Source organism: Vescimonas sp. (assembly GCF_057856985.1).
Genome location: NZ_DBLZXX010000008.1, coordinates 1 through 24,226, shown reverse-complemented (window position 1 = coordinate 24,226; position 24,226 = coordinate 1). Strand labels below are relative to the sequence as shown.

General features: G+C 62.9%; 21 protein-coding genes. 6 read left to right on the top strand and 15 right to left on the bottom strand.

What is annotated here, in order from left to right:
* Positions 1-16: 16 nt before the first annotated feature.
* The 12 genes from ACZM22_RS07010 to ACZM22_RS06955 form a co-directional block, all read right to left on the bottom strand.
* The gene (locus tag ACZM22_RS07010; protein ID WP_489543560.1) at positions 17-523 is read right to left on the bottom strand and encodes a prepilin-type N-terminal cleavage/methylation domain-containing protein; all 507 of its coding nucleotides are present in this window, start codon (positions 521-523) and stop codon (positions 17-19) included.
* A gap of 39 nt (positions 524-562) precedes the next feature.
* Entirely contained in the window at positions 563-844 is a 282-nt protein-coding gene (locus tag ACZM22_RS07005; RefSeq protein WP_489543559.1) for a prepilin-type N-terminal cleavage/methylation domain-containing protein, read from the bottom strand.
* Positions 841-1,500: a hypothetical protein gene (locus ACZM22_RS07000; protein ID WP_489543558.1), complete on the bottom strand. Its 660-nt coding sequence runs from the start codon at positions 1,498-1,500 to the stop codon at positions 841-843. Before ACZM22_RS07000 ends, ACZM22_RS07005 begins: the two co-directional genes overlap by 4 nt.
* Positions 1,501-1,524: 24 nt before the next feature.
* Positions 1,525-8,280: a hypothetical protein gene (locus ACZM22_RS06995; protein WP_489543557.1), complete on the bottom strand. Its 6,756-nt coding sequence runs from the start codon at positions 8,278-8,280 to the stop codon at positions 1,525-1,527.
* A 67-nt stretch (positions 8,281-8,347) separates the two neighbouring features.
* Positions 8,348-8,899 (bottom strand): hypothetical protein, encoded by a 552-nt coding sequence (locus ACZM22_RS06990; protein WP_489543556.1) that lies wholly within the window; start codon positions 8,897-8,899, stop codon positions 8,348-8,350.
* Positions 8,896-9,510, bottom strand: a complete 615-nt coding sequence (locus tag ACZM22_RS06985; protein WP_489543555.1) for a hypothetical protein — start codon at positions 9,508-9,510, stop codon at positions 8,896-8,898. Before ACZM22_RS06985 ends, ACZM22_RS06990 begins: the two co-directional genes overlap by 4 nt.
* 15 nt (positions 9,511-9,525) lie before the next feature.
* Positions 9,526-10,524, bottom strand: coding sequence for a pilus assembly protein PilM (gene pilM, locus ACZM22_RS06980; protein ID WP_489543554.1), 999 nt, complete (start codon positions 10,522-10,524; stop codon positions 9,526-9,528).
* Positions 10,525-10,540: 16 nt separating this feature from the next.
* A complete protein-coding gene (locus ACZM22_RS06975) occupies positions 10,541-11,338 on the bottom strand; it encodes a prepilin peptidase (RefSeq protein ID WP_484424576.1) in 798 nt (265 codons plus the stop codon).
* A 106-nt stretch (positions 11,339-11,444) separates the two neighbouring features.
* Positions 11,445-11,852 carry a prepilin-type N-terminal cleavage/methylation domain-containing protein gene (locus tag ACZM22_RS06970; RefSeq protein WP_484424575.1) on the bottom strand — a complete coding sequence of 136 codons (408 nt, stop codon included), beginning with the start codon at positions 11,850-11,852 and terminating at the stop codon, positions 11,445-11,447.
* An 80-nt stretch (positions 11,853-11,932) separates the two neighbouring features.
* Positions 11,933-13,141 carry a type II secretion system F family protein gene (locus tag ACZM22_RS06965; RefSeq protein ID WP_489543553.1) on the bottom strand — a complete coding sequence of 403 codons (1,209 nt, stop codon included), beginning with the start codon at positions 13,139-13,141 and terminating at the stop codon, positions 11,933-11,935.
* Positions 13,142-13,182: 41 nt separating this feature from the next.
* A complete protein-coding gene (locus ACZM22_RS06960; RefSeq protein WP_489543552.1) occupies positions 13,183-14,238 on the bottom strand; it encodes a type IV pilus twitching motility protein PilT in 1,056 nt (351 codons plus the stop codon).
* 10 nt (positions 14,239-14,248) lie between these two features.
* A complete protein-coding gene (locus tag ACZM22_RS06955) occupies positions 14,249-15,940 on the bottom strand; it encodes a GspE/PulE family protein (protein WP_489543551.1) in 1,692 nt (563 codons plus the stop codon).
* Positions 15,941-16,618: 678 nt separating this feature from the next.
* Here ACZM22_RS06955 and nagB point away from each other — a divergent pair.
* The 4 genes from nagB to ACZM22_RS06935 are packed head-to-tail and all read left to right on the top strand — an operon-like array spanning position 16,619 to position 20,523.
* Positions 16,619-17,350: a glucosamine-6-phosphate deaminase gene (nagB, locus tag ACZM22_RS06950; RefSeq protein WP_483267350.1), complete on the top strand. Its 732-nt coding sequence runs from the start codon at positions 16,619-16,621 to the stop codon at positions 17,348-17,350.
* Entirely contained in the window at positions 17,350-18,720 is a 1,371-nt protein-coding gene (locus ACZM22_RS06945) for an ROK family protein (RefSeq protein ID WP_483267319.1), read from the top strand. Before nagB ends, ACZM22_RS06945 begins: the two co-directional genes overlap by 1 nt.
* A 1-nt stretch (position 18,721) precedes the next feature.
* Entirely contained in the window at positions 18,722-19,843 is a 1,122-nt protein-coding gene (nagA, locus tag ACZM22_RS06940) for an N-acetylglucosamine-6-phosphate deacetylase (RefSeq protein ID WP_483267318.1), read from the top strand.
* A gap of 56 nt (positions 19,844-19,899) precedes the next feature.
* Positions 19,900-20,523: a DUF4430 domain-containing protein gene (locus ACZM22_RS06935; protein WP_489543550.1), complete on the top strand. Its 624-nt coding sequence runs from the start codon at positions 19,900-19,902 to the stop codon at positions 20,521-20,523.
* A gap of 136 nt (positions 20,524-20,659) precedes the next feature.
* On the opposite strand, the gene ACZM22_RS06930 is transcribed toward ACZM22_RS06935, so the two are convergent.
* Both ACZM22_RS06930 and ACZM22_RS06925 read right to left on the bottom strand, forming a co-directional pair.
* Positions 20,660-20,938, bottom strand: coding sequence for a hypothetical protein (locus ACZM22_RS06930; RefSeq protein WP_489543549.1), 279 nt, complete (start codon positions 20,936-20,938; stop codon positions 20,660-20,662).
* A gap of 197 nt (positions 20,939-21,135) precedes the next feature.
* The gene (locus ACZM22_RS06925) at positions 21,136-21,876 is read right to left on the bottom strand and encodes a GntR family transcriptional regulator (protein ID WP_489543548.1); all 741 of its coding nucleotides are present in this window, start codon (positions 21,874-21,876) and stop codon (positions 21,136-21,138) included.
* A 243-nt stretch (positions 21,877-22,119) separates the two neighbouring features.
* Here ACZM22_RS06925 and ACZM22_RS06920 point away from each other — a divergent pair, with 243 nt between their 5' ends.
* Positions 22,120-22,392 (top strand): hypothetical protein, encoded by a 273-nt coding sequence (locus ACZM22_RS06920; RefSeq protein WP_489543547.1) that lies wholly within the window; start codon positions 22,120-22,122, stop codon positions 22,390-22,392.
* 145 nt (positions 22,393-22,537) lie between these two features.
* Here the strand turns inward: ACZM22_RS06920 and ACZM22_RS06915 are convergent, their stop codons facing one another.
* Positions 22,538-22,735, bottom strand: a complete 198-nt coding sequence (locus tag ACZM22_RS06915; protein WP_483267314.1) for a hypothetical protein — start codon at positions 22,733-22,735, stop codon at positions 22,538-22,540.
* Between the two features lie 520 nt (positions 22,736-23,255).
* Here ACZM22_RS06915 and ACZM22_RS06910 point away from each other — a divergent pair.
* A partial coding sequence (locus ACZM22_RS06910) for a Fic family protein (protein ID WP_489543546.1) occupies positions 23,256-24,226 on the top strand: 971 nt, incomplete at its 3' end.

The following is a 24,226-nucleotide window of genomic DNA, read 5'->3' as shown; positions in this document are numbered from 1 at the left end:
CTTATTGTTTCGTCTCTTATGAGCCCACCACGACCTCGTCGGAGGCGTTGAGCTTCTCCACCTGGAACGATGTGGACGACAGCTCCGCGCCCTGCGCATCCGTCACCGTCACGGTGACGGAGAACAGGCGGGTGGCCCTGTCGTAGTCCACCGTCACCGCGGCCCGCAGGCCGTGGGGATACGCTTTCTTGGGCAGCAGCTTGGTGCCGCCCAGCAGGATCTGGCCGTTCTCATCGGTCTGGAAGCCGTCCTTGGCGTCCTCGCCGCCGTGCTCCTGGCTGAAAAAGCCGGCGAGACGACCGGTCTGGTCGTAGAACAGGGTGCCGGAGTAGCGCAGCTCGTCACTGACCGTGGTCTGCAGCGTGGCGCACAGCACCTGAGCCTCCGAGCTGGCCAGCGAGCGGTCATAGCTGCGGACCGCCAGCGATACGCCCACCACCATGCAGGCGGCGACCAGCAGCAGGACTGCCAGCGCGCACAGCAGCTCCACCATGGTCAGGCCGGCTTTCTTCTTCTGTTTCACGGGCAGGTACCTCCTGTTCCGGCGATGCGCGGCGGCAGGTCAATTGCCGTCGTAGGTGTAGTAGCAGTAGCCGTTCTCTGTGGTGTATTTCTCCACGGGGACGGTGAAGGAGCTGGTGCCGCGTCCGGAGGACACGGTGAGGCTGGCCGGCTCCGAGATGCCGTCGTAGCGCACCGCCACGTCCGCGTCCCGCATCTTGGCGTTGACGCGGGTGGCCGCCACGATAGATGTGGCCAGAAAGGCCATCACCAGTACCACGATCAGCAGGGATACCAGCGTCTCCACCAGTGTTTCACCCCTGCGGGAGCGCAGCTTTCTCATGAGCCCGCCTCCTTTCGATGGATGGTGCCGCCATCGGTCCATGAAATGGTCTCGACGGTGGTGGTCATCTTGTAAAAGCGCTGGTCGTTGACAGAGGTGCTGGTGGTGACAGCGCTGGGCATCACCAGCGTCATGCGGTAGGGCGCGTCGGGATCCGTGCTCTCCAGCGCCGCCGTCAGCACGTAGCTGGTCTCACCGCTGTCCAGCGTGTCGTAGGTCATGGAGAACGTAGCGGTGACATCGCTGACACGATCGTCCTCCAGGTGGAAGGTGTAGACACGGTTCAGCACCGGCTGCCCATCGCGGAGCCGCCCGATGGCGTAGTTGGCGAAGTCGCTGAACGCCAGCTCGGCGGGAATGGTCTGGGTGGTGGTACTGGAGGTATTTTGATTAGAGTTGTAGTAGAACTCATAGCTGACAGTGGTACTGACGTACTTCATGTCCGACGCCAGAAAGCTGTTTCGGATCAGCTCCGCCGCAGATGTTACGGTCAGGGCCGCCTGCTCCTGCTTCTGGTCGGTGCGCAGGGCGGACACGGCGCTGGAAGCGCCTGCCACCACCACGGCGCTGACCATCAGGGCCACCAGCATCAGCAGCAGGGCCATCAGCATGGACACGCCCCGCTGGTCATGTAATTTTCGGCGCAGCGCGTCCATGCGGTGTCACCTGCCTTTCATTTCTTATGGCGCGGGGTCCGCCCCGCAAGGGTAGTTGGTCAGCGTCAGCCGGTACGTCACGCCATTCCGACGCAGGGTCACAGTGCCGCTGATGTACAGGCGCTGCGGCTGATCCGTCTCCACCGTCAGCAGACGGTATCGATAGTCGTCCGCCTCGATTACGTCGCCCGCATAAATGGCCCATCGGGTGCCGTCCAGGGCGTTGCCGCCGCTGTCCACAGCGGTAAGGCCGCTGAGATCCACGGTGAAGTCACTCAGATCGGTGTAGGCATTTCCGGCGAACAGATACAGGCTGCCGGTCTGGCGTTCAAAGTCCGGCGCGGTGACATCGCCGCCCTCGGTGCTGCCGGTGCCCTCGCAGGGCAGGTACACGCCGTTGACGGTGGTGCGGAGCACCGTGTCCTCCTCCACATCGTATACCAGACCCACCGCGTCGCGGAGGGAACGGGCACTGATGATGGTGGAGGACTGGATACGCTTGGGCACGCCGTTTTCCAGATAGGTGTAGGTACACGTCACGGTGATGGCGGAGTCGCCTGCGGCGAAGCCCGTGACCGGCAGGGTGAAATCACCGGCCTGACCGGCGACGGCACGGATGTCCGCAGCGTCGCATTCTACCACGGCGGTGCCGTCGGCCAGCGTCTCCGCCGCCACGGACCACCCGATGGTCTCGCCCTTGGCGGCGTCGGCGGTGACGGGATCGCCGTGGCTGTCCCGCAGGGACAGCGTCACGGTCTCGGAGGGTGCGCCGTAGCGCACGGTGACACCGGCGGGCTTGTCGTGGGTCAGGGACAGCACCGCGCCCACGCGGATGGTGAGGTCGGCGGTGTAGCTGCCCAGGGAGGCCCTTGCCACCACCACACCCTCTCCACCGGCGGCGGAGGCGGTGAACGTCACCTGCCAGCAGCCGCTGGCGGCGTCATAGGCCGCTGCGGCGGTGCTGCCGATGAGGGTGTCATCCGCCGGCGTGCCATCCTCGTTCAGCAGGGTAATGGCAGGTGTCTGACCGGTGTTGACGGCGTTGTTTTCGGGGTATAGCCCCACCGTCAGGGTGGGCAGACGTCCGTCGCCGCGGTCTGCGAACAGATCCAGGTCGGCGCTGGTGCTTTCCCAGTACAGGCCATGCATAGGCCAGGGGCCGTAGTGGACGTTGACCGTGCGGCCAAAGGCATCCAGCTGGGTCAGAATGGTGGGGAAGGGATAGTTCAGGCCGTCCAGCCGTCCGGCGTCAGCGCCGGGGAAGCTGTACTTGCCGTCGATGCGGACGCCATTCTCCTCCACGGTGACGAAATCAAAGGTCAGGGGAGAAGCGGAGACGCCATTGTTCAGCCATGCAGCCAGCTTATCAGGATCTGCCATATCCTGATAGGAGATGTAGGGGGAGCGGTCGTTGGTCAGCACTACGCGGCGGACATTGGAGGTATCCTTCATATTGATGTTCTTGCCCGCCTTCCAGTCCGCGTCAGACAGATTCCGGAAGCTGGTGTAGTCATTGGTATTCACCACGGCGCTGGTCAGACAATAGCAGTTGCGGATGATGGCGTGGGGGTTGGGGATGGTGTACTGGATGCCATTGCTGTTGTACCGGATGGAGAACGAGTGCAGCATTTCGCCGTTGGAGGCGATGGCAAAGGAGGCGACCACGTGGGTCTTGGCGTTGGTAGTCGTGGGAAGCTTCACATAGGAGTAGCAGTTCTGCACGGTCAGCGGGTTGCTGGTAGTACCCATGCTGCTCTCCAGATTGCCCTGATCGCGGAGGATGACGCCGCCCACGAGACCGGCCACCCAGATATTGGTGGATCTGCCGGTACCGTTGTAGTTATTGCGCATCTCCTCTGCCTGGATGGAGCCGCCGGCATAGCACTTATCCAGCGTTGCGCGGCATACACCGGCGATACCGCCCACACGAAGGTTCCGATAGCCGATATCGTAGCTGATGTTGATGATAATGTCCGTCACGGCGGAGCAGCCGGTGATGTTCATGTTGGTGGCGCCCACCAGACCGCCTACGCAGCCGCCGCCCCAACCGGGGTTATTGGCCCGCAGATCGCGGATGATGTAGCCGGACACGGAGCAGTTGGTGAACGATGCGCCATTCTTACCGGCGCCGGCGAAGCCCACCAGACCGCCCATGGCGTACCAATGAGTACCTGCGGCGTCGTTGATCACCTCGTTGCCCTGATCGGAGTACATGATGATATCCTTCAGGTCAGCACCCACGGTGAAGCCAAACAGACCTATGCACTGGGCGGTACTCCGGATCTGGATGTTCCGAATGGTATAGGCGTCACCGTCGTAGTTGGAGGCGAAATAGGCCGCATAGGGCTGAGAATTGGCGCCATTGTCCACGTGAGCCGTGTCCACCATGCTGCCGATAGGGGTGAAGGGATGGTCGTCGGTGCCGCCGAGTCCCTCGGCAACGGCGTCCACGTCATGGCTCTGGACCCAGTAGCGGCGGGTCTCATTGGTGAAGTTGTCCTGTCCCGACGACACGGAGTTGCGATAGCTGCCCAGATAGGGGTACTTGGTGATGTTGTTGTCGGTGGAGCCGGAGACGTAGTGATCCGTGGAGAGGGTGCCGTAGTTCCAGTTGATATTCTGCAGCTGGGACACGGACCGGATCTCGTAGGCGCTGTCTGCCTCGGCCCCGGGCAGCGCCGCGCTTACGGGCAGGGAGCCTATGCCGTCGATGCTGACGCCGGTGAGAGTGATGGCATCGGCGAAGAACGGGCACACCGAGTAGGTGTAGCTGCCGCCGCCGTAAGACAGGGTCCACTGGCTGTTGACGTCGGCGCCGGTGAGGTACATGGTATCCTCGCGGGTCCAGCTGACAGAGCCATCACCGGCCGTCCGGCTGACGGGGCCGGTCTCGAAGGCCACAAAGGAGTAACCCTTCATCTGGGCGGCCAGCGCCTGCTCCACCTCGCTGCGGCGTGTGCCGGTACGGCAGTTGGTGAATCGATAGCTGATGTCGGCGGCGGAGGTGACGGTATCCGTGGCGCAGAAGTAGCCGTAGCCGTAGCGCGTCACCACACCGCCATCGTTGTGCTGGGTACACAGGGAGCTGCCGGAGATGGGGGTGCCGTCGTCGGTACCCACATAGCTCAGGTGATAACCGGCGCTGCCGCCGGACTCATACTCCCAGTAGAACACGCCCAGCGTGCCGATGTGCTCCAGCGTGGGCCACTGGCCGTAGTGAACGACGCGATTGGCATCATTGCGGACCACGGCAGGGTAGGGATAGCTGTCCGTGCCGTCATAGCGGGTGACGGCGGCGCGGGAGAAGCCGGACAGCCGCAGCTTTTCCAGATCCGCGCCGGTGATGGGCCGTCCCGCGGCGCTGCTGCTGAAGCTGTTGGCGGCGGTGTTGTAGGCGTACAGGTGCCCGCCGTAGGAGTAGGTGCCGCCGTTGAGGTAGCAGCACTCCAGCGCGCCGCCGCCGATACGGGTCAGGCCGTAGACCTCCGCCTCACCGGCGGCGGTCAGAGCCGTGGCGCTGTAACAGTAGCGCAGACTGCCGCCGTTGTTGCTTCCGGCGAAGCCGCTCAGCCACACGGTGCTGTTGCGGACGTCCTTGGCGAACAGGGAGCCCAGCGCGTAGGAGGACTGGATGGCGCCGTTGTTGACACCGGCCAGCCCGCCGGCATAGACCGAGGCGTTGTAGGCCGAGACAATGACGGAGGGGCAGTTGGCCTCGCTGGAGAAGATGCCCAGCGAGCCGTTGCGGGACGAGCCGCTGGCGAAGTTGCCGCCCACCAGCCCGCCGATATAGAGCGTGCTGTAATTGTAGGCTACCAGGCCGTAGTCGCGGCTGCCGGAGGAGCCCACGAAGCCGTAGCCGGAGGCGGCGCAGTTGGCGATAATGCCGTAGTTCCGCCCGGCCAGCACGCCTGCATAGGTGCGGACGGTGCTGCCGTTCAGCTGGCCGTACACCCGCACAGCCTCACTGCCGCTGGCTATCAGCACGGTATTGCGTACCTGGCCGCTGCGGGCTACGGTGGCGAACATACCGATGCTGCCGCGGCTGTCGGACACGAAGGACACGCCGGTGATGGTGTGGCCGTCGCCGTCGTACTGGGCCGCGAAGCCGTTGGCACTGTCGATGGGCGCCTGCTGCCGGACACTGGTGTAGGCCGTGTAGCCGGACCAGTCATAGGTGGCATAGTCGATGTCCCGCTCCTGCAGATAGGTGCTGGAGCCGGTACCGGCGGCGTAGTTGGTGTAGTACAGGCTCAGAGCGTAGAGATGGCGTGCGGTGCGGAGATAGATGGTATCGGGCGTACCGGTGCCGGTGGTGACGCTCTTGGCGAAGTAGGGGTTGAAGTAGTAGGTGCGGCTGCCCACTGTCACCTCCTGCCGGAAGGCGGCATGGGTGCCGGAGGGGGCCGTCACGGCGGCGGGGAACGTCGCGGGGAACAGATAATAGGCCTCACCGTTGTAGTAGGCGGTGTGCCGCGTGCTGGCGGAGGTCAGGGTGATGCTGGACGTACCGCAGGAGACGGTAAGGCTCCAGCCTGCGGCAGGCTGCTGGGACAGGGCCACGGCGTAGCCGTCGCCCACGATGGTCTTTGTCTCGGACAGACTGTCCACATTGCCGCCGAAGAAGCCGTAGGTGCCGTCGCTGTATACCTCGTAGTACACCAGCGCGTCGGACTCAAACTGGGCCTGCCAGTCACCGTAGTGCTCCAGCGCTGTCAGCCGGGGGTAGGAGTAGGTGCTCAGGCCCTGATTCAGCAGGTTGTAGGGATGGCTGTCGCTGCCGGAGGGCGCGGTAAACACGCCGTACAGCCGGTTGATGTCGGCGCGGAATGCATCGCTGCACAGCTGGTCGTAGGTGCGGCCGTCGGTGCCCTCCAGCGCCGTGTAGTTGTCGGACAGGTCGCCCCGCAGATAGAATACGTGGTCGATGGCCGTGGCGGCGCTTCCGGCCAGCCCCACGGCGGTGGTATAGATGTCCTGTGCGTCGCCGTAGAAGGCGCAGGCGCTGTACGTGGCCTCGGCGCGGTCCAGCGTGCCGTTGACCAGACCGGCAGCGCGGGTCCCGGCAGTCTGATAGCCCACGGCGTAGCAGTTGGTCAGGGTGGTATAAGCCCCCTGAGCCGCGCCGCCCACCAATCCGCCGGTGGCGGGCGCGGTGAGGTAGCAGTCGGCGTAGGAGCCGGTGACGGAGACATGAGCGCCTGCATAGCCCACCAGTCCGCCGGCATTGGCGCTGCCGCTGACGGTGGTGGCGGCGAAGCTGCCGCGGATGGTGAGCTCCTGACCGGACACACCCACCAGACCGCCTGCCTGCCCGCCGGCGATGCGGGCGGGCACACCGGCGGCATCCTCGGCGGTCATACCGGCGAGGTCGCCCCGCCGTGCGTTGAGGTACACGGCGCAGTCGCTGATGGTGACGGCCCCGCTGGTGCGGCCAATGAGCGCGCCTGCAGCACCGGTGGCGGCAGTGGCCTTGACGCCGGTGAGGGTCACATGGTCGATGCTTCCGGCGAAGCTGGAGAACAGTCCCACGTCCGCTGTCCTGGCAGAGGACACGGTGAGCCCGTAGATGGAGGACTGCACGGCAGTGCTGCCCTCTAACTGGGAAAGACCGGTATAGCTGGTGAGATTTTGGTTGGTGATCGGCGTGAAGGACGGCCCATAGCAGGAGTACCAGTCCTTCTCATCGGTGGTATCGTCCGTAAAGGAGATGTCGCTGATCTGCACGGCGGAGGTGATGGTGGATGCCGCATGGGAGGCGGCGTCCAGATTCTGCAGGTGGCGGCCGCAGGAGATGAGGGCGGTGGCGCTGTCGGTGCCATAGTCCGTGCGGTCGTCGAACAGGCCGTTGGTCACGGCGGAGACGGACACCTGATCCACCAGCGGATCGTCGCTGCTGGCGGTGAGCGTCACGGTGATGGGTACGCCGCACAGCAGCTTGCCGCCGGCCTGGGCATAGAACCGCGTGCTGTCGCGGGTCAGATCATCCAGCACCCAGGTATAGCGGTACAGGCGGCTGCCCTGCTGGTACAGCTGGCTCTGGGCCAGCTTTTTCGTGTAGGTGCTGATGCCGTCGGACAGCTGGATGGTCAGGGTGATAGGCTGCTCCGTGGGCCGGTTGCAGTAGAACGTGGCGGTGAGCTTCTCCGCATTCTCGATGGTCAGGGAGGGCTGGAGCGTGCCGGTCTGCTGGGTCTGGGCGATATCGCCGCCGTAGTAGCCCACCTTCGCGCCCATGCGGCGGCGGTACTGATAGCTGCGGTAGTCGTCCAGCGTATTGGGGTCCGGCAGGGGAGAGGCGCTGTAAAACACGGCGTAGACGCTGCCGCTGTCCGGTGCGTACTCGATGTACCAGCAGCCGTCCCACAGCTCCGCGTCCACGGCGGACATGGGCAGGATGGCGGCTGCCGCCGTAGTCTCCTTTTCGGCGGCGGTGTTGGCCAGCACGTAGCAGAACGAGGTTTTCTGGGATTCCTCGTCCGCGTCAGAGGGCGGGAAGGGCATGGTCACCACACCGTCGATGCCGGGCTGGTACCAGTCCTCCCAGCCGGCGGCATGGAGCTCCGCCATCTGCTTCTGAGCAGCGGTGTACAGGAGCTCCGCTTTACTGTCCAGCTCCCGCTGGCGCAGGTCAAGGCGCAGGCGGCCAAGAGAAAAAACGGCAATAAGGCCCACAATGGCCAGAATGCCGACCACAGCCAGCAGCTCGACCATTGTGAAGCCGGCGCTTGCCGTTTTGCTCCGCATTGTTTTGTTGTGATGACAGGTAAGACGGGTCATGCTCTGCTCCTGTAAAACAAGTCCTGATAAAACAAGCCGGTGAAAAGCCGCGCGGCAGCGCAGGGTGTCAGGATGCGCTGCCGGTGCTTTGCAGTTCGAAATAAGTGATGGTGAGGTTCACCCTGGTGCCGTGCTCGGCGTCCAGGTCCAGGGTCACGTCGGAGATGAGGTTGACATAATCGCTGCCGTGGAGCGCATCCATCACGGCCCTTGCGGCGGTGTAGGAGCCGCAGGTATATTCCAGCGAGATAGGACGGCAGATGATGCTGCCGCCGTCCTCCAGCAGGTAGGTGCTCCCGAAGCTCAGGGTGTAGTCCACCGTGCCGGACAGGATGGTGTTCAGCTCCACCAGCAGCCGCTCGGAGTTGTCATAATCCGGCAGCGGCTTGGCGTCGGGATCGGCCAGCAGCGTCTCCAGCTCCTGCTGCATCTGGCGCATACGGGACAACCTGGCGCTGTTGGTCAGGATGGCATCCTGCTCCGAGACGGTCTGGGCGTTGAGGTCGGCGATGGAGTCGTTGATGGGGGTGAGGATCAGCTTCCAGTAGCCCACGGCGATGACCAGCACGGCCAAAATCACCAGCAGGACCTTTTCGCGGGTGGTAAAAACATGTCTCATGCGGCAGCCTCCTTATCCGCGGGCTGGAGCGTGATGGTCACGGAGAAATCCAGCAGATCGGTACGGGACAGCCGGGGCGTAGCGGCGATGGTCAGCGATGCGCTCTTGACGATGGGTTGCTGCTGCACACGCTGGAACATGGCGGAGATCTGCTCCAGATCCATGCCGGACATGGTGATGATGGCCACATCGTCCTCCACCAGCACGGTTTTCACCGTGCCGTAGGGCATCAGATACCCCTCCAGCAGGTCCAGCACCTCCAGCCGGTCCACGGGGATGTAGAACGGGGAGTCCTCTTCCTGCATCCACGTGCGGGAGTAGGTGCGGTACTGCAGCTCCACGTCGTCGTAGTCCGCCAGCGCCTGCTGCATCTGGACGTACTGGGAATGCACGGTGTTGTAGGCATTCTCTGCCGCCCGCTGGCGGTCCAGCTGGCGCAGTACGCCGAAATTGGCCACGCAGAAGCTCAGCACCACGATGAGTACCAGCCCCAGCGTCAGCGTCAGGGTGCTGCGGGAGTGGGATTCCCGCTGGGCCAGATTCACGGTGCGCTTGGTGGGATATTTGGACGCCTTGACGGGGAGGCTCTTTGCGCTGTTGTCTTTTTTCATAGCAGTGCGGCCTCCTTACGCTTGCAGGGCGCAGCCCAGAGCTCTGGTGTAGAGCCACGGGGCGTCCGAGCCGGTGTCCGGCATCAGGTCCGCTGCGGGCAGTACCTCCAGATCCGCCACCTCGCGGATGGCGTCGCCGATGTGGCCCACCGCCGCGCCGCCGCCGCACAGGTACACGCGGCGCAGCGCCTGCTGCCGGTTGTTGTAGTTATAGAAGTTGACGGCCTTGGTGATCTCCGCCGCCATCCGGTGGTACAGGTCCATGCTGGCAGGGTCCGTCATGGCCCCCTCGTAATTGGACAGCATGTGGGCCAGGGCGATGTGTTCATCCACGCCCTGCCGCTCGGAGATGGAGCGGATGAGGTCCAGCATGCCCAGATCGATGGTGCGGCGGGTGATGAACCGGTCGTCCCGCAGGATGAACATACGGATACCGGCGTGACCCACGTCCACCAGACAGTAGTCCCGGCTCTCCGGCTGTGTGCGGCGGATGCAGTCGGTGAGCAGCGCGGCGTAGGCCGCCTCCTCCGGCAGGGCCAGCTTCAGCTTGAAGCCCGCGCGGTTCATCATGCTGCGGTAGTCCTCGATGGTGGTTTTCAGGGTGGCGCAGGCGAACAGCTTCATCCGGGTGACGCTGTCGTCCTCGCCGCGAACCAGCTCCTGCACAGCGTAGTCAAAGTAGTAGCGGCTCTTCTCCTGGGTCAGGTAGTCCTTGAACTCGAAGGGCAGGTTATACGTCAGCTGGCCTTCGGTCATGGGGGGCAGCTCGGTGATGCGGGTGAATACCAGCGGGGCCGGCAGGATCACTGCGGCCTGCGCGCTGCGTGGCAGGTTATTTTCTTTGGCCAGCTGGCGCAGGAGATCGGCCATGGCGTCCATGGACACGATGGTGCCGCCCCGCACCAGCCCATCGGGCACCGGCGCGGAGACGGCGGCCTTGCAGACGCCTCCGGCGCACCAGACCAGCTTGATCTGGGCGGAACCGATATCAAAAGAGACGATATTTCCGGTCATAGGCAATACCTCACTTTCAGAACAGACTCAGATAGGCGGCGGTGATGGCGTCGCCCCACAGAAGCGTCAGAATGGCGGCGGCCGAGATGGAGGGCCCCCAGGGGATGAGCCGTGCGTCCCCCTCCGTGCCGCGGCGCTTCAGGGTGACCAGGGCAAAAACAATGCCCAGCACACAGGCCAGCAGCAGACACAGCAGGTTCTTCATCCAGCCCAGATACAGGCCGGTGAGGCACAGCAGCTTGATGTCGCCGCCTCCCATGGCGTCGGTTTTGCGCAGCTTTTCGTACAGCAGCACCACCGCCAGCAGCCCGCCGCCCACGGCGAGACTGCCCAGCAGGGCGTCCAGCGCCTGCCCCTTCGGGTCGGGCAGCAGGAAGAAAAACGGGATGCGCAGGATGGCCCCCGCCGCCACAAAGCGGTCGGGGATGATATACCCCTCCAGATCCGCGAACGCGCAGGCCAGCAGCACGCAGGCCAGCAGCAGCGCTTCAAGCATCTGGAGCGAAATATCATAGCGCAGGAGCAGGGCTGTGAACGTCACCGCCGCGGCAGCCTCGCCCCACACATGGCGGGCCGACAGCTTCGCGCCGCACCAGCGGCAGCGGCCCCTGTGAACAAGATAGCTGACCACAGGGATGAGATCCCCCGCCGTCAGCACATGCCCGCACACATCGCAGTGGGAGCGGCCGCGGAGCACGGACTCCCCGTGTACCACGCGCCATGCCATGCAGTTGAGGAAGCTGCCCATGCACGCGCCCAGCAGCGCCGCCACAAAGCAGCAGTAGACGGTGAAGGCAGGGGTCAGATACAGCATGGCAGTCTCCTTTTGGATACCCACACCACAGGAGCCGCAACCCCCCGGCTCCTGTGGCGCAGAGTAATGTATGTGTGCATGGGTTGTAAGTACTTCGGCCCGAAAATTACTCCGCGGTGGAGATGGCAAAGTGGTTGGCAGCGGCGTCGAAGGTGTAGACGACCTTGTGGCCCTTATCCCAAGCGGCGACGGACTGACCGGCGATCTCAACAGCGGCGCCGGGCTTGCCCTGGCAGGTGTAGTCGTTGGTGCCGGTGGCGGCCACGGAGCCGTCCTTCTGCAGGTACAGGGTGGCGCCGTCAGCAACGTCGGTATCACCGGCGATCAGCTCGGCCATGGCGGAGGCGTAACCGGCGCGGATGTTGGCCTCATCGGTGGCGACCTTGGCCTTGTTCAGGGAAGCGGTGAAGGTGGGGATGGCGATGGCGATCAGCACGGCGATGATGGCCACAACGATCAGCATCTCCATCAGGGTAAAGCCCTTTTCATTCTTCTTAAGCAGCTTGGAAATCATGTCTTTTTTCCTCTTTCTATATAATAATTTATTTATGTAGCCGCCTGTTTAGGGTTGAGGGAAGGCGGGATACAACGAACTTAGGCGATGCTGCCGTACATGGTGAACATAGGCAGGTAGACGGCCAGCAGCAGAATGACGGTGATGACCGCCAGCGCGATGGTGATGACCGGCTCCATCAACGACAGCAGCCGCTGGGTGGTGACGCTGACCTCGTTGTCGAAGTAGTCGCCGATGACGGTGAGAGTCTGCTCCAAGTTGCCGGAGCGTTCGCCCACGCCGGTCATTTCCGTCAGCAGACGGGGAAACGTGGGATCGGCGGCCATGCAGCCCGCCAGATCGCGGCCCTGCTCCACGCCCTGCCGCACACGGCGGACGGAGTCGGAAAACAGGTAGTTGTTGATGACGCCCGCCGTCACCTCCAGACTGCGGGTGACGGGCAGACCGGCGGCCAGCATGGTGGCCATGGTGGAGGCGAACTGGGCGGAGGCGTTTATCTGGTGCAGCCGCTTCAGCGGGGAGCGCTTCAGCTTGCCCGCCGCCAGGAACATTCGCCCTCGGTCGCTGCGGCGCAGCAGCAGCCTCACGATGCAGAACGCCAGAATCATGAGCACAAACACCCACCAGTAGTGCAGGAAGAAGTCGGAAACGGCGATAAGTCCCCTGGTGATGGGCGGCAGGTCGCTGCCCAGCTCGGCAAAGGCGGAGGTGAACATGGGCACAGCGAACAGCATGATGACCATGAACACAATGGCCGCCACGATCAGCACCAGCACGGGGTACGTCAGGGTGCTGACCAGCTTGGCGTGGGTCTTGGCGGATTTGTCGTAGTATTTGTGGAGCCGGTCGAAGCACAGCTCCAGCGTGCCGGACTGCTCACCGGCCCGAATGGTCTCGACAAACGTGACGGGGAAAGCGGTGCCGGCGTTGGTAAAGCTCTGGGCCAGACTGTATCCACCGCTGACATCCTCGGCCACGTGCTCCAGCACCCGCTGGATCTCGCGGCTGCGGGCCTGGGCCGCCACCATCTCCACGCACCGGTCGATGGGCAGTCCGGAGGTCAGGATGATGGCGAACTGGGAGCAGAGGATGGCCAGCTCCTTGGCCTTGATGCGGCGGGAGCCGAAGCTGACACCGCCCTCCTTCTGCTCCGGCACGGCCTCGATCTTCGTGACCACAGAGCACGTCTCCCGCAGCTGGGACACGGCCTCAAACTCATCGTAGGCCTTGATGACGCCGGATACCCTGGCGCCGTCGGGGGACACGCCTTTGTACTTATAGGTGGTCAAGGAAGTTCACCTCGCTTTGTGTGTCGGAAGGGGGGGTAGGGTCAGAAGCTGCGGGCGCTCTGGAAAGCCTCACGGTCCCGGGCGTAGGCCACGGCGGTGTCGAAGGCCACGGTGCCCTGCTGTACCAGCTGGCGCAGGGCCTGGTCCATAGTGATGCTGCCGTTCCGCCCGCTCAGGGTGATGAAGCTCTCAATCTGGGGGGTCTTTCCCTCGCGGATGAGGTTGCGGATGGCGTCCGTCACGACCATGATCTCGCAGGCGGCGACGCGCCCGCTGCTGGCCCGCCGGGGCAGCAGCTGCTGGGACAGGACGGCCCGCAGGGTAGTGGACAGCTGAAGACGTATCTGCTGCTGCTGGGCGGCGGGGAACACATTGACCATGCGGTCCACCGCGTCGGCAGCGGAGTTGGTGTGCAGGGTGGCGAACACCAGATGGCCTGTCTCCGCGGCGGTCAGCGCCGTCTCGATGGTGTTCAGGTCCCGCATCTCGCCGATGAGGATAACATCGGGGTCCTCGCGGAGGATGGCCCGCAGGCCGTCGGCATAGGAGCGGGTGTCCGCGCCGATCTCCCGCTGGTTCACGATGCAGCGATCCGGCACGTAGACGTACTCGATGGGGTCCTCCAGCGTGATGATGTGGGCGTTTCTGGTGTGGTTGATGCGGTCCAGCAGGGCCGCCAGCGTGGTGGACTTGCCGGAGCCCGTCTCGCCCGTGACCAGCACGATGCCGCTGCGGTAGGAGGCGAAATCCGCCACCACAGGCGGCAGGGACAGCTCGTCCAGCGAGGGGATATGGTCGGCCAGCAGACGGATGGCGGCGGAGACGCTGCCCTGCTGGCGGAACAGGTTGACGCGGGTGCGTCCCCCGTCGGGGAACGAGCGGGCCATGTCCAGCTCGCCGATGTCCGCCATGGCCTCGTATTCCGCACCGGCCAGCTCGCGGGCCAGCATCTCGCAGTCGGCGGCGGTGAGCACCTCGCCGGTGAGGTCGGTAACGTTTCCGTCTACACGGCACTTCGCCGGAAGGCCGCAGACGATATGAACATCGGAGGCCCGCATGGCGCGCGCCTTCTCAATGAGCTGATCCAGTGAAAGCATAGGCTCCTCTTCAGTCGATGGTGGAGTGGATGGCGCGGGCGGCCTCGGCAGCGGTGGTCTCGCCGGAGAGCACCAGCGCGCGGCAGTTGTCCCGCATGGACGTAAAATCGGTGTCAGCCGCGGCCTTCAGCAGCGCGTCGTAGTCGGCGCCCTGGCTGATGAGACGGCGCAGCCTGTCATTGACCGTCAGGATCTCGAACACCGCGCGGCGTCCGTGGAAGCCGGTGTGGCGGCACTCGGGACAGCCCTCGCCGCGGTAGAAGGTGATGTCCGCATCGGCAGGCAGCTTCAGCAGCGACAGCTCCTCATCGGAGGGACGGTGGGGCTTTTTGCAGTGGGGACAGATGCGCCGCACCAGCCGCTGGGAGATGACGCCGCGCAGGGCGTTGGCGATGAGGTACGGCTCCACGCCGATGTCCACCAGACGGGGAATGGCGGATACGGCGTCGTTGGTGTGCAGCGTGGACAGCACCAGATGTCCGGTGATGGCGGAGCGGATGGCGATAGAACCTGTCTCGCCGTCGCGGATCTCGCCCACAGAGATGATATCGGGGTCCTGGCGCAGGATGGCGCGTAGGCCCGCGGCAAAGGTCATACCGGTCTTTTCATTGATCTGGCACTGGCTGACACCGGGGATGTCGTATTCCACGGGGTCCTCCAGCGTCATGATGTTGGTCTCCTCGCTGCACAGCTCCTGCAGCATGGCACACATGGTGGTGGACTTACCGGAGCCGGTGGGGCCCACGATAAGGATCACGCCGGAGCTGTTCTGCAGCAGGGCCTCATACTTCCGCAGGTCGTCACCGGTGAGACCGATGGCTTCCTTACTGATGTCGCGGCGGGACTTGTCCAGCAGACGCAGCACCACCTTCTCACCGTAGATGGTGGGCATGGAGGAGATACGCAGGTCCAGCTCGTGCTGGTGGATATGCACCATAGCGCGGCCGTCCTGGGGGATCTTGCGCTCGGAGATGTTCATGCCGCCCATGATCTTCAGGCGGGAGATCACGGTATTCTGCAAATTGGCGGGGACGGTCAGCATCTTGTGCAGCAGTCCGTCGATGCGCATACGCACCACCATCTCTCCATCCTGAGGCTCCAGGTGGATGTCGCTGGCCCGCTCGTTAAATGCCCGCTCGATGAGGGAGTTGACGAAGCGGATCGTGGGCGCGGCGTCGGCGTCCTCGCGGCCGCCCGTCATCTGGGCGGGTACGATGTCGCGGCCGTTGTCGCCGGCCGCCCGCTTCATCTCCTCGATGACGCGCGCGGTGCCCTCGTTGCCGTACAGGGTGGCGATGGCCTGCTCCACGGCGCGGCGGGTGGCGATCATGGGTACGATCTGCCTGCGGGACGCGGACTTCAGCTCCTCCTGAGCCACGAAGTCCAGAGGATCACTCATCGCCACGTACAGCTCGTCCTTTACCAGCTTCACCGGCACCACGCAGTACTTTCTGGCGATGGCGCGGGGCACATACTTGGCCAGCTCCACCGGAATAGACACGCGGGTCAGGTCGATATAGTCCACGCCCAACTGCATCTGCAAAGCATCGATGAGCTGCCGCTGGGTGATAATGCCGCTGTCGATGAGCACGTCGCCCAGACGCTGGCCGCTCTGCTTCTGGGTCTGCAGGGCGGTCTGCAATTGTTCCTCGGTGATGGCGCCGGCGGCGATCAGCAGATCGCCCAAACGCATATAGGCCATGTGCGGTCTCCTTTCCAACGGAATAGCTGAAGTATGATAGCAGGGGAAACACCGTGTGTCTGTTGCAGAAATCACAATACGGCGAAAAAAACGATATTTTCAGGAAAAGCTCGGGTTTTGCAGGGAATTTGCACACAGTTCGCGGCCATGACCGCCCTGCGCGGACAAAAACGGACGCATTCTGCACGCCCGCAGGACAAATTGGAAACGACTTCCTGTGCAGCTGGTAATATCTGTATGCGCTGGAAAAGGGTGGCAGTGCGCGCCCTATACTTTTTCCATAGAAATCCCTGTTATACGCGGGAAGCTCCGCAATTTTTGGCATTTATGCCGAAAATTCTCGAAAATATTACAATAATAGCATGAAGTATGCGGAGTTTCAAGTACGGAACCGTAGTTTTCCTAACGAATTATTAACATAAAACGCAAGAAATGGACGAAACGCTGGCAGAGCAAAAGCGCCTTATCATCCGTCCCGCCGTCCTGCAAAATAAAGACGCCTGAAGGATGCGCACAGGGGGGAGGGAGACCCCGCAGGGCTCCTCTCTCCCAACCCATCCGGAGAAGGCACTTGCATTTTTCCCCGCGGATGGTGTATGCTACGGGCAAGGAACCGGCGGAGGGCGCGAAAGCGGCGTCCCTCCCTGCATATAATAAAGGAGAATCGTTATGTACCATGTGAAGGTTTTGAAGGCGGCGGACGCCGAGGCTGCGGGCCGTCTGGCGGCGGACCAGCTCCAGCAGGCGGTGTGCGCCAAGCCCGCCTGCGTGCTGGGTCTGGCCACCGGTGCTACCCCCATCCCCCTGTATCGGGAGCTGATCCGGCGGGAGCAGGCGGGGCTCATGGACTTTTCCCGTGTCCGCTCCGTGAATCTGGACGAGTACAAGGGCCTTGCCCCCGACCATCCCCAGAGCTACCGTCGCTTCATGCAGGAGAACCTGTTCGACCACATCTCCATCCGGCCGGAGAACACCTGGGTGCCGGACGGCATGACCACGGACGTGGACGCCATGTGCGACGGCTACGAGCGCACCATCGAGGAGCTGGGCGGCGTGGATCTCCAGCTGCTGGGTCTGGGCCATGACGGCCACATCGGCTTCAATGAGCCCTGCGACCATTTCCCCGTCCGCACCCACGAGGTGGCGCTGACGGAGTCCACGCGGCGGGCCAACGCCCGCTTCTTCGCCGGCGGGGATGAGGTGCCCACCGCCGCCTACACCATGGGCGTGGGCACGGTGATGGCGGCCCGCCGCGTGCTGATGATCGTCACCGGCGCCGACAAGGCGGACATCCTGCGCAGGGCGTTCTGCGGCCCCGTGACCCCCTGGGTGCCTGCGTCCATCCTGCAATTCCACCCCGACGTGACGCTGATCTGCGACGAGGCCGCCTGGAGCGGCATGAAGGCGTGATGGGCGCCGCCTACCTGGGCGTCCCCTGCGCGGTGAAGAACCGTCCCGCCCTGGACGCGGCGTACCTGCCCTTTGCTCCGTGGCGGGACGCTTATCTGAAGGAGGCCCATTGCCCCGTCCGCATCGCCGTGGAGCGGCAGGAGGGCCAGGTGGCCGTGTTCGATACCCGCCTGCGGGGCGTGACAGACCCCGCCGACCTGCGCTTTTTGGAGCGCACCGTGAAGCTGCTGCTGTGGAGCGTGGGCGGCTGGCGGGTCCGTATCTGCGGCTGTGACGGCCTGACCCGCCGCTTGGCGGATATATACGGGTCCCACGGCTCCCGGGCCTTTGACGCATCGCTGATGGAGACGGTATTCCGGCGTCCCTTCACGCTGGAATCCGTGGCGGAGCGGGACTTTCCCGCCGCCCGCAGCGGCGCGCGGAAGATCGGCGGCCACCTGGGCGGCTGCCGCATCGGCTTCGACGCCGGCGGCTCCGACCGGAAGGTCTCCGCCGTTATCAACGGCGAAATGGTCTATGCCGAGGAGGTGGTCTGGCACCCCAAGACGCAGCCGGACCCCCAGTACCACTACGACGGCATCCTGTCGGCGCTCCGTGCGGCGGCAGCCCATCTGCCGCGGGTGGATGCCATCGGCGTATCCTCCGCCGGTGTGATTTTGAATGATTCCCCCATGGTGTCGTCTCTGTTCGTGCAGGTGCCTCCGGAAAAGCACGAGTTGGTCCGCACCATCTATACCCGCGCCGCCGCGGCGCTGGGGAACGTGCCGGTGGCGGTGGCCAACGACGGCGATGTCACGGCACTGGCGGGAGCCATGAGCCTGCGGGACACCTGCGTCATGGGCCTCGCCATGGGCACCAGCCAGGCCGCAGGCTACGTGGACGGGGAGGGCCGCATCCTGGGCTGGTTCAACGAGCTGGCCTTTGCCCCCGTGGACCTCAGCCCGCAGGCGGCGAAGGACGATTGGTCTGGCGACACCGGCGTGGGCGGGCAGTATTTCTCGCAGGACGCCGTGATCCGACTGGCTCCTGCCGCCGGTATTCCGCTGCCGGAGATGCTGACCCCCGCCGAAAAGCTCAGCGCCGTGCAGGAGCTGGCCGCGGCGGGCGATCCCCGGGCGCTGGCCATTTTCCGTGACATCGGCGTGTATCTGGGCCACACCCTGCCGCTGTACGCGGGGGTGTATGAGTTGAAAAATCTGATGGTGCTGGGCCGCGTGGCCTCCGGCATCGGCGGCGAGCTCATCGTATCCGAGTGCCGCCGCGTGCTGGCGGAGGAGTATCCGGCGCTGCGCGTTTCCGTGACCCTGCCGGACGAGCAGTTCCGCCGCGTGGGCCAGTCTGTGGCGGCAGCCAGTCTGCCGGAGGTGTGATATGCGGTTTGAAAACGGTTTGATTTTTGTGGGCGGCCGTTTTGTCTCCGGCGGCTTCTCTGTGGAGGACGGCCGGTTCGCCCACGTGCTGGCGGACGCGGCGGACGGGGAGGGCGTGGACCTTCGCGGCGCGCGGGTCATCCCCGGACTGGTGGATGTACACACCCACGGCAACTCCGGCGCGGACTTCTCCGACGGGGACTACGACGGCCTTGTAAAAATGGCCGCCTATCTGGCAAAAAACGGCGTCACGTCCTTTGCTCCCGCGTCCATGACGCTGCCCTACGACGTGCTGGAAACGGCGTTCCGCACGGCGGTGCGGCTGCACCGCATCGCGCCGAAGGGCTGCGCCCGCCTGCTGGGCATCCAGATGGAGGGGCCTTTCTTCTCCGAAAAGAAAAAGGGCGCGCAGAACGCGGCGTATCTCCGTCTGCCGGACTACGACGCCTTCGCCCGCCTGTACAACGCGGCGGAGGGCCTGCTGCGCATCGCAGATGTGGCGCCGGAGCTTTCCGGCGCGGTGGAATTCACCCGCCGCGCATCGGAAAAGTGTACCGTCTCCGTGGCCCACACCGATGCCTCCTACGAGGAGGCCGCCGCCGTTTTTGACGCGGGAGCCACCCATCTGACCCATCTCTATAACGCCATGCCCGGCATCCACCACCGACGCCCGGGTCCCATCGGCGCGGCATCGGAGCGGGAGAGCGTCACGGCGGAGCTGATCTGCGACGGCCACCACGTCCATCCCAGCGCCGTGCGCATGGCGTTCAGGCTGTTCCCAAACCGCGTCTGCCTCATCTCCGACGCGCTGCGCTGCTGCGGCATGCCGGACGGACGGTACACGCTGGGCGGACAGGATGTGTTCCTTTCCGGCGGCGTGGCGAGGCTCTCCGACGGCACCATCGCCGGCAGCGCTGCCAATTTGTACGACTGCATGCGGAACGCCGCCGCCTTCGGCGTCCCTGTGGAGCAGGCAGTCCTGGCCGCCACCGCCATCCCCGCAAGGGAGATCGGCAGGGCGGGGGAGACCGGCAGCATCGCCGACGGGCTGCCTGCCGACTTTGTGGTGTGCGATGACACGCTGGCGCGGCAGGCCGTGTATCTGGGCGGCGAGCGCCTGTGAAAAACAACCCTGCGCGGCGCTTTAACGCGCGAAAGAAACTGAGGGGAAAGAATCGCATGATGAAGAAACAGAAAAAATCGCCCATTGCGGCGCTTTTGCTGGCGGTACTGTTGCTGCTGCCGGCGGGCTGCGGCGTCCAGGGCGGCGCAGCGGATACGCCGCCAGGCGGCGCCCAGCAGACGGAGGGGAAGGACCAGTACCAGACCGACCCCGTGCCCGATGGCAAGCCCGCGCCGGTGGAGCCGGACGACGCGGTGGTGGATACCGGCACCCAGCTGACGTGTACCATCTCCATCTCCTGCGCCACGATCCTGGATAACTGGGATAAGTGCGCCGACAGTAAGAAACCGCTGGTGCCTGATGACGGCGTGCTTTTGCCCGCCACGGAGGTCACCTTCTCCCAGGGCGAGAGCGTCTACGATGTTCTGCAGCGGGTGTGCCGCGAGAACAGGATCCACATGGAATCCAGCTTCACGCCGGTATACAACAGCGCGTATATCGAGGGCATCGGCAACCTCTATGAGTTCGATGCGGGCAGCGAGTCCGGCTGGATGTACGCCGTCAACGGCTGGTATCCCAACTACGGCTGCTCGCGGTACGTCTTACAGGACGGCGACACGGTGGAGTGGGTCTACACCTGTGATCTGGGGCAGGATGTGGGCGGCGGCTTCACCGGTTGAGTGCGGCGCAGGCTTCACGCGGATGGGGGACCTGCCGTTAACATGGGGCGGCAGGGGAACAGAAAAGGCAGGAGGAGGACACCCCCGATGGGTGTCCTCCTCCTGCACATATTTAGGAAGGTGGTAATCAGTAAATTCAGCGCTTGACGCGGGCGGAGCCGCCGTTCATCACGTCGTAGGCCTCCTCGGTGCCGATGATGACGTCGATGTAGGGCATCAGCTCCACCATGGCGGCCTGAGCAGCTTCCTTGCTCCACAGGGTGTGGCGGTAGTTCAGGTCGAAGGAAGTGGTGGCGCCGTTCTTCTTGGCGGCCTTCAGGGCGGCCAGAACCTCGGTGGCGGTATGCTCGCCCACGGCGGTCACGATGCCGGCACCGCCGATGGCGCGGTTGATCTCCAGCAGGTGGGTATTCAAGTACAACGCCCGCCAGATGAAGAAGATGCGTCAGGAACTCCAGATCATCTTCGTACTGAAGGAGGTCTCTCCCGGGCATCTGGTGGCCTGTCACCTGTGCGACAAGTGATCCCACGCATAAAAGCTGCTGTCTGCGACAAAAAAAGCATCCATCCGAAAGGATGGATGCTTTTTGCTGTATTCTGTGAGACGCGGCGTCAGATCTCCATGGTGATCTTGATCTTCTCGCCGCGGAACACCACCTTGCTGTACTCAAAGGTGCGGCCACTGGCATCCAGGATGCGATCCTGCAGCAGCAGCAGCGGCTGGCCGGGGAAGATGTTCAGCAGGGAGGCCTCCGTGGAGCTGGCTGCCACGGATTCCAGCGTCTCCACCGCCTTGGCACGGTTCAGGCCGTACACGCGGCTCAGCACGGTACACAGCTGCTCGCCGCTGAGGTCGTACTGGTCGATGCCGGGGCAGTAGGCGTGGGGGAGGTAGGAGATGTGGATGCTCAGGGGCTCGCCCTTCAGCATGCGCAGACGGCGCACCACATAGAAGTGGGGGTCGTCCAGACCGGGGAAGTGCTCCATGATCTTCTGGTCCACAGTTTCCAGACCCATGGAGATCAGGCGGGTGGAGACCTCGTAGCCCATCTGCTCCAGCTGCTCGCGGATGCCGGCGTAGGTCAGGGAGTGAGCCACGATCTTGGGCTCAGCCACATAGGTGCCCTTGCCGGGAATGCGGAACAGTAGTCCCTCCTGCACCAGCTTGGTGATGACGTTGCGCACGGTGGTGCGGCTGACGCCGTAGATATGGCTCAGCTCGTTTTCGGAGGGGATCAGCCTGCCGGGCGCCCACTCTCCGGATTCCAGCTTCTGGAGGATAGATTCCTCAATTTGAATGTGCAGAGGTTTGGCATTGGCTTTGTCAAGAGTGAGCATCGCAGCACGGTCCATAGTGTTGTGTCCTCCGAAAGAATGATCGAGGCTCAAATTTTGAGCAAAATGACAAAACGGGAGAAATGAAAATGACGCAGCGGCAGCCGCGGCTGCCCTGCATCCGGCACCTTTGACGATCTATATATATTATACATGATCATACAAGTAAACGCAAGCAATTTTTGCATAAATCATAGTTGTAGAGCTTTGTATATACAAGTATAGCTATTTGCGCCCGCGGCCCTGTGCACGGAAGAACTGGTGATCCTGAGCCTCCACGACCAGCCGGAGTGGGGCCGTATCTACACCCATCCCAACGAGGAGTTCGATCTGGAGGCTGTCACCGACGAGGTGGTGGGTGTGGTCCGCAAGGGCCTGGAGGAGCACCCCGACATCGGCGCCGTGGTACTGGAGTGTACGGATCTGCCGCCCTACTCCGCCCGCATCCGCGACGAGCTGGACGTCCCCGTGTTCGACATCAACACCATGATCAGCTGCGTGGCCATGGCTCTGAACGAGTACAAGATGTTCTGAAGTATATGATCTAACCCCCTTCCTTATATGGGGCAGGACCGACAATCGCTGCATGGGCAGTGGTTGTCGGTCCTGCCCTTTTTGAGGGTCAGATATAATTCCGCCGCATTTCCGCTTATTGAAAAACAAGCGCATTTTGGTATTTTTAAGACAATTCTTCCGCAGGGAACTGCCGGCCGGTGTGGTCGATGGTGTAGGGCTGGGGCAGGATCAGCCGGGAGATGGGCACCACAGTGTAGCCATCGTTGATGAGGCAGGTGAGGATGGCGGGCAGCGCCTCCGGCGTGTGCAGCGCGGCGTTGTGGAACAGCACGATGCTGCCGGGCTGGACCTTGGAGGTCACACGCTTGCAGATGGTGTCCGCATCGTAGTCCTTCCAATCCAGAGAGTCCCTATCGGCAAGGACTTGAAGCCGTTGTCGCGCAAAGGTTTGCAGGTTTGGCAGCTGTGCGCATCAGCCAAAAAATTGACCTGTAAATGGGGTGTTTGAGGGGTGTTTCAGGCACGGGAGAGGTCAAAATCGAGGGGGTTTGCGCGGGGGGGGGTGGGGTGGAGGTTAAAAGACGAGGGTGGATGCGGTATACTAAAAATAGGATATGGCGACGCCCTCTTGCTGGATATTGCACTTACATGGTCGACGATGCCTTTGTTGCCTTGAATTACCAATGCCGCGGCCTGCTTCAAATAAGTCAAGGCGATCTGACGCAGACGGCACGGAAACCCCGTGCCGTTTTCTCATATTACTGCCTATTTGGATGCTCTATCTGCATATATCTCAAAGAAGTATATGCAGATAATTGGGATATCAGCTTGTTTTTCTGCACATAATATGCTATAATTATATGCAGAAAGGCTGGTGCTGTATGAGAAGATTCGATTACTCCTTTTTGAATAACGGCTTGCTGCCGGCAAACCTTGTGAACCTCACTTCCAATATTGCGGCGCTCAAAACTATGGCTGGCGTGCGCAAGGAAGAATACACGCAGATCTTCACGGAGCTGGAAGCTGTCGCAAAGGTGCAGTCCATCAAAAGCTCCAACGCCATCGAGGGCATTGTGACCAGCGACGAGCGTATCGCTGCCATTGTCAATCAGAACAGCGCCCCGCTGAACCACAACGAGGCGGAGATTGCCGGGTACAGAGATGCGCTGAACGAGATCCACTTGGGATATGAGCATATCGACTTCCGGCAGAGCGACATTCTGCGGCTGCACGAAATGATGATGAGCTTTGCGGGTTATGAGTACGGCGGGCAGTACAAGACAGACGACAATGTAATTCTGGAGATCGATGCTGACGGAAACCGCCGTGTCCGTTTCCGTCCCACGCCCGCAAGCGAAACCCCGAAAGCAATGGAGCAGTTGGAGCTTGCCTATCTGGATGCCCGAAGCGATGCGAATATCAATCAGCTTCTTTTGATTCCCTGCGTGATTCTGGACTTTCTCTGCATCCACCCGTTCCGGGACGGCAACGGCAGAATGTCCCGTCTGCTCTCGCTGCTGCTGCTATACAAAAATGGCTTTGATGCCGGTAAATATGTGTCCTTTGAGGAGCAGATCAACAACTACAAGGCGTATTATTACGAAGCCCTACGGCAATCCTCGGAAGGATGGGAAACGAATGAAAACTCCTATTTCCCCTTTATCGAGAATTTCCTGTCCACACTCTATATGTGCTATAAGGAACTGGACAAGCGGTTTGCGGTGGTACACGGCAAGAAGATCACGAAGAAAGCCCGTGTGGAGGCGACCGTCCTGAACAGCCTGACGCCGCTATCCAAAGCCGAGATTTGCAAAATTCTCCCCGATGTCAGCCCCACGACCGTTGAAGCCGT